The 6,406-nt window shown below is 37.3% G+C and carries 7 protein-coding genes; 2 read left to right on the forward strand and 5 right to left on the reverse strand.

Annotated elements, in window-relative coordinates; translation table 11 throughout:
- Positions 1–7 precede the first annotated feature (7 nt).
- Positions 8–511 (forward strand): PCYCGC motif-containing (lipo)protein, encoded by a 504-nt coding sequence (locus tag KNQ08_RS16265; protein ID WP_050678841.1) that lies wholly within the window; start codon positions 8–10, stop codon positions 509–511.
- A gap of 37 nt (positions 512–548) precedes the next feature.
- On the opposite strand, the gene KNQ08_RS16270 is transcribed toward KNQ08_RS16265, so the two are convergent.
- The 3 genes from KNQ08_RS16270 to KNQ08_RS16280 form a co-directional block, all read right to left on the reverse strand.
- Positions 549–1,229 carry a response regulator transcription factor gene (locus KNQ08_RS16270; RefSeq protein ID WP_050678842.1) on the reverse strand — a complete coding sequence of 227 codons (681 nt, stop codon included), beginning with the start codon at positions 1,227–1,229 and terminating at the stop codon, positions 549–551.
- A 322-nt stretch (positions 1,230–1,551) separates the two neighbouring features.
- Positions 1,552–1,878 (reverse strand): four-helix bundle copper-binding protein, encoded by a 327-nt coding sequence (locus tag KNQ08_RS16275; RefSeq protein ID WP_071908772.1) that lies wholly within the window; start codon positions 1,876–1,878, stop codon positions 1,552–1,554.
- A 91-nt stretch (positions 1,879–1,969) separates the two neighbouring features.
- Positions 1,970–3,328: a multicopper oxidase family protein gene (locus tag KNQ08_RS16280; RefSeq protein ID WP_251133741.1), complete on the reverse strand. Its 1,359-nt coding sequence runs from the start codon at positions 3,326–3,328 to the stop codon at positions 1,970–1,972.
- A 343-nt stretch (positions 3,329–3,671) separates the two neighbouring features.
- On the opposite strand from KNQ08_RS16280, the gene KNQ08_RS16285 reads away from it, so the two are divergent.
- Positions 3,672–4,244 carry a YdhK family protein gene (locus KNQ08_RS16285; RefSeq protein WP_029343434.1) on the forward strand — a complete coding sequence of 191 codons (573 nt, stop codon included), beginning with the start codon at positions 3,672–3,674 and terminating at the stop codon, positions 4,242–4,244.
- Between the two features lie 60 nt (positions 4,245–4,304).
- Here the strand turns inward: KNQ08_RS16285 and KNQ08_RS16290 are convergent, their stop codons facing one another.
- A complete protein-coding gene (locus tag KNQ08_RS16290) occupies positions 4,305–4,976 on the reverse strand; it encodes a response regulator transcription factor (protein WP_029343435.1) in 672 nt (223 codons plus the stop codon).
- Positions 4,973–6,289, reverse strand: coding sequence for a sensor histidine kinase (locus tag KNQ08_RS16295; protein WP_050678843.1), 1,317 nt, complete (start codon positions 6,287–6,289; stop codon positions 4,973–4,975). Before KNQ08_RS16295 ends, KNQ08_RS16290 begins: the two co-directional genes overlap by 4 nt.
- Positions 6,290–6,406: the final 117 nt, after the last annotated feature.

The raw sequence follows: 6,406 nt of genomic DNA on the forward strand, positions 1-6,406 counted from the left end.
TCCAATCGTGAAACTTAACATACTCTTAAAAAGCGTAAGTCTTATTAGCCTATCCCTGATTGCGGTCGGCTGTGCTCAATCCCCGATGAAGTCTTCTACTCCCAATCATTCAAAGGAGGTAGATCATGCGAAACATATGGGCGGTGACAAGATTGAAGAAACATCATCATCGTTGATACTTCCCACGTTTTTAAAAACTCAACCTGAAGATGTACGAAATGTTTATCAAGCTGTAGGGAAAAATCGTAAACTACTAGAGAAAATACCTTGCTATTGCGGTTGCGGTGAAACAGTCAATCATAAAAATAATTATGATTGCTTTATAGAAGAAAACGCGACGAATGGATCGGTGAAATGGACAAGTCACGGAACGACATGCAGCACCTGTCTCGAGATTGCTGTAAAGTCTATTTTGAAGCAACGGGACGGAGAATCGGTTAAAGATATTCGTTCTGCAATCGATTCTTCATATAAAGATGGATACTCGAAGCCGACACCGACTCCCTTATGATTTTTATGATGACACTTTTGCTCCTATAGTAAGAGTGTCATTTCGTTTCATTCTCACTCCAACGATATCCTCTCCCCCAAATTGTTTTCAGATGCCTATCGATCGGGTAATCTAACTCTCTTAACTTTTCTCTAATCATCTTAATATGAGAATCAACTGTCCTCGGATCCGATTCTGACGTATAAGACCAAACGAATTCATAAAGCTCTAGTCTGTTGAACAGCCTTCCAGGATGTTGAAGGAATAGTCGCAGTAATGCATGTGCTTTTGGTGTAAAGTCAATCGACTTGCCATCTAGTAAAATTAAATTGTTGCTCTCATCGAACGTAAGTCCGTGGTAGATAACGGGTTCTTTTGCTTTCCTTCTCATGACAGACCGAACTCTTGCTAAAAGTACGTCCCCGTTAAACGGCTTTGTGACATAATCTGTAGCTCCAGCATCTAGTCCTTTGACGATGGATTCAGCATCATTTAGAGCCGTTATCATGATGATAGGGACTTCCGGGTGAGAATCCGTTATTTTCTTACATACTTCGAATCCATCGTACATTGGCATCATTACATCCAATAAAATCAAATCGAAGGTTTCTTTTTTCACTTTCTCTAAAGCTTCGATCCCATCATTCGCCATACTACATTCATATCCTATTGGTTCTAGATAGAGTCTTAATAATTGCCTCATTCTTATTTCATCATCAACAATTAATATTTTATCCATCCTAGTCACCACCTCTTACATTAAAATTTTTTAATAATAAATGATTGTTAGTCTATTTCCTCATAAATTTCACGAACTTTCTATATAATCAATTCAACCTATAGAATGGAGTTGATTTTCATGAAAGTGTTTATGAAGAGTTTGATCGTTATCCTCTATGTATCCTTATTTTCTCTCACCATACTACTGGTCTATAAGGGTTATGAACTTTTTCATAACTAAGTATCTTAGTGCTTATAAATAATGAAAGAGCATCAGCTTTTTAGCTCATACCTTTTTCGGCATGGCGACATAGATGCTCCTTCATTTTTAACACTTCGCTTTAAGCAATTAATTTACGACAGACTTTTGCACATTCATTACAGGCCTCAGCGCACTTTTTACAATGATCATGATCATGTTTCGAACATTCGTCGGCACATCTTTCACAAATTTCAACACAGCTTCTTGCAAGAACATCAATATTGCTGCTGTTTCGAGAAATAGCTTGTACTAAAAGACTACAAATTTCAGAACAATCTCTGTCTAGACGTATACACTCTGCCATCGAAGAAACATGATGTTCACTCAAACACGCATCAAAGCATTCATTACAAGTCACTATACAGTTGTGTAGGGCACCTAAGATTTCTTGTTGTCCAGTATTCATTCTAAAATACCTCCATTTTCCGTCTTTTTTGACTTACACAAAGCCTATTTCCTTAGTTTGTGAAAAAAAGATGAAAACATTCACCTATTTTTTAGTCCACTTTCAACTGACCCATCATTCCGTTCTCTTCATGTTCAAGGATATGGCAATGGTACATGAATACCCCTTTTTCCTTGAAAGTCATCTGAATCTTAACTCGTTCATCTGGTTTTATAGCGATAGTGTCTTTTAGACCTGCTTCTTGATTATCCAGTTTCTGTCCGTTTCGCTCTAATACTTTGAATTGGACTCCATGAATGTGGAAGGGATGAGTCATTCCACCCATCATGTCTTTTTTATTATAGACCTCCCAAATTTCGGTTTCTCCTTGTTTCGCTTTAATATCGATTCTCTTCTCATCAAACTTTTTCCCATTGATTTCAACATTTTTGCCCATCCCGAAAAGAGTTAACTTTTGATTCACTGTAGACAAGGTCTTTAGCGGCTTTTCATATCCACTTTTCGGCGCCAATGCACTTAGGTTCGTCCCTTGTTTATCCTTCAGCTTGAAGTTAACGACCCTTACTCCATTCGTCTCAAATGAAACAGTCTCACCAATTTTTCTTTTTGAAAAGTCTACCAATACCTCTATACGTTCGCCTGGACTTAATTCAATTTTCTTTACGTTTTTCGGTTTTGAGATGTAACCACCATCATCAGCAATTTTTTTAAAGGATGAACCGTCAGATAGCTTCACTACGTAGTTACGTGCATTGGAGCCATTTATCAATCTGACTCTAAGTTGCGAATATTTTACGTTGAAATATGGATTAATCGTACCGTTTACGAGGAGGGTATCGCCTAAAGCCCCATCTGTTTTTTCTACATCAGCATATCCAAGGACATTCCTGTTTTTAACTTTTCGATCTTGAAGAATTAATGGAATATCATTTTCACCATATTTTTGAGGTAGCATCGTCTCTTTAGTTTTTTCATCTTTTACGTACAACAATCCTGCTAACCCCTTGTATACTTGTTCAGCAGTTTTCCCCATTGGATGTGGATGAAACCACAATGTCGATTCATCTTGCTTCACTTTAAACTTTACTACCTTCGTTTCACCAGCTTTCACGACTTGATGTGGTCCGCCATCTACGGATGATGGTACAACAAGACCGTGCCAATGGAATGTAGTCGCTTCTGATAAGCGATTCACCGTACGGATTGTTACCATTTTTCCTTTTTTCAATTCCACTACAGGACCTAAATAATTTCCGTTATATCCTAGAGTTTCAGTTTTTTTACCATCTCGGAAGAACTGTGTCTCCCCTTGTTTAGCGACAATCGTGTATTGAATGGAATTCTTGGTTTCACGATCGGATTTTAGCATCTTAGGGATGTTCAATCGTCGCTCTTTTTCTTCAGTTGATTTTAAATCGACACTCGCGCCATGTCCCATACCTTCCATCATAGTCTGATTTGTAGTAGTGTTCCCTCCATTCATCATAGATTTCATGTGCTGTTTGTTATTTGGCATAGTACCTCGGATAAAAAGTAAATACGAACCGCCCACTATAATCATGAGAGTAAAGATACCGATAGTTGCGATTAACCATCTTTTCTTCACATGGATCATTCCCTTCAATTAATTATTATCTTTAACTTAAAGAATGATTGTGAAAAAAATATGTCTTTCCACCCATGAATTTTATAGTTTTTTTCAATGTGTTACTTTTCTGCTCTCTGCAATGTTTCTGCAAATTTATGTGATAGAGTCTATGGAAAGCATAAAAAAACAATTGGAGGTAATTTTTATGAAATTAAAGAAAAAGATTTTTATGACAACTATGGCTGCTTCGCTTTCTTTAGCACTCGCTGCGTGCGGAAGCAATGGTGATGATTCTAAATCAACAGGAAGCATGGATAAAAATATGGACGGTATGGATCATTCGACGATGGACATGTCTGGATCGAAAGAGGTTCCGAAAGGGCTCCAAGAGGCTAAAAACCCTAAATTTAAAGTTGGCGACATGGCGATGATCAAAGAAGCACATATGGAAGGCATGAAAGGGGCCGAGGCTAAAATTGTAGGAGCTTATGATACTACTGCTTATAGCATTTCTTATGACCCTACAAATGGCGGGAAACGCGTCACGAATCATAAATGGATTATTCAAGAAGAGATTGTAGATGCCAAGTCATCTCCTTATGAAGTAGGCGATGAAGTAAAAGTAGACGCGGATCATATGAAAGGAATGAAGGATGCTACGGCCACTATCGACTCAGCTAAGCAAACAACAGTGTATATGATTGATTTCGAATCGACTACAGGTGAAGAAGTGAAAAATCATAAATGGGTGACTGAAGACGAACTATCTGCAGAATAAACGATAAACAAGAGAGGAACGGTTTTTTAACCGTGCCTCTCTTGTCTTATTTCTCCTTATTTAAGGAACCCACTTGTAACCAATTCCCCATACTGTGCGAAAGTGTTCTTCAATAGGAAACTCGAGTTTCCTAAGTTTTTCTCTTAAGTTTCTTACATGAGAGTCGACCGTTCGTTCATCTGTCCACTCATTTGCTAACCATAAACTTGAGAGCAGTTCCTCTCTTGAATAGACACGTTCTGGATTTTTTAATAACTTAGCAAGTAATGAAAATTCCTTTGGCGTGACTTTGACTAAATGATTATCATAATACAGCTCATGGGCGTCTTCATTTAAGATTAGACCCGACGATTCGATTTTTGATCCTGAAGAAACTGTAGTTCGTCTGAAAATCGATTGAATTCTTGCCTTCAATTCCGCCTCGTCGAACGGTTTCACAATGTAATCATCTGCTCCCAGTTGTAATCCTTTTACGATTTCTTCTTTTCCGTCGAGTGCTGTCAATAAAATGATTGGTACATTCGAAACTTCCCTTATCCTTTGACAGGTCTCAAAACCATCCATTAAAGGCATCATCACATCCAATATGATTAAGTCAGGCTCATCTACATCAATCAAGTTCAATATCTCTCTTCCGCTGTTCAGCTTAATACAGGTATAACTGTCTTGCAGATAGAGTTCAATCAGTTCTAACATTCGATTCTCATCATCTACCAAAGCAATGGTTCTCATCCTGGAATCCCCCTCAAGTCAATGACAACTTTCAGCCCGTTTTCTACATTAATAGCTACGATGGTCCCTTTGTGCGCTTCAACTATTTCTTTCGTGATAGCCAAACCGAGCCCAGTACCTCCTGTTTCACGATTTCGTGAAGAATCTACTCGATAAAAACGATCAAAAAGATACGGGAGTGATTGCTCATCCACACCACCACCTTCATCCGTAACTTCAATAAAGTTTTCATCAAGTTTTAAAAATACGCGTTTGTTCGCATGTGTATATTTTAGCGCGTTATCCAGTAAATTTAAGAGAACCTGATCAAATCTAGCTTGGTCTATCTCTTTGTAGATGGGAGTTTTATTAATTTGAAGAATTAATTTCACTTGTTTCTCCTCAAATTTAAAAATTATTCTTTCACTGATTTTTTTTAAGAAATCATTCATCTCTGTGATCTGAGGATCTATTTGAAAATGTGGCTCTTCCAATCTAGCAAGTTCAAACAAATCCTCAATCAGTTCTTGAAGTCTTTCGGATTCCTCATAGATAATATCTCCAAATCTCGATTCGTCTTTTTTGAGGAGTCCTGCATATCCTTTGATGTAGGTAATCGGCGTACGCAATTCATGTGTGATTGAAGTCAGAAATTGCTTTCTTGTATTTTGAATGTGACGTAAATCAACAGATAACTTAGTGATCGCTCGTGCTAAATCTCCTACTTCGTCGCTTCTCTCAGCTTCTCTGATTTTCAGCACCTCGCCTTTACTTAACTTTACCGTTGCCTCTTTCATTGATAAAAGTGGCTTTATAATGATATAACTCAAAAAATAAACACTTACTAATAGAAAAAGTACTAACAAGAATAGAGAGAACACTACTTGTTGTTTCAATTCCCCCATCAAATGCTGTATATACTTCGTCGGCTCTAACATGATTATTTGACCGCCATCTTCAATATTACTCACCGTCACTAAAAATTTGCCCTCTCTCCAATTACCTTCTACGATTCCATCCTTTTTTTGAATCCAATCCGGGTTCAAAAATTGTTCAGCGTCGTTAGATGAATCGACGACTTGATTATTTTTGTCTAAGATAATCACATCAGTCATCGCCTTTTCCTCCATTAAAACAACGTGTTCAACTGTTTGCTTGTCGAAGTTAGTGGAAAGAACATCTCGATGACTATTGCCTCTCTCTTGAAGGCTCTCCAGTTCACTTTCTACTTGTTGATGCTCAAGAATGTTGTATACAATAGCAGATGAGAGAATGAAAATCATGAGAATCCCGAAAAAATAAAATAACGTTATTTTAAATGAAAGTTTATTCATAAAGTACCTTTCTCATTTAAGATGATTACATATAAAAACAAACTGTTGAGATTTAGAAAAGAAAGTATTCTTCATTTAGGCGATACACAAAAGAGCTTTTATCATTTGATTCTTTTA

The sequence above is a fragment of the Exiguobacterium sp. s46 genome, from assembly GCF_018618875.1.
GTDB classification, from domain to species: domain Bacteria; phylum Bacillota; class Bacilli; order Exiguobacteriales; family Exiguobacteriaceae; genus Exiguobacterium_A; species Exiguobacterium_A abrahamii.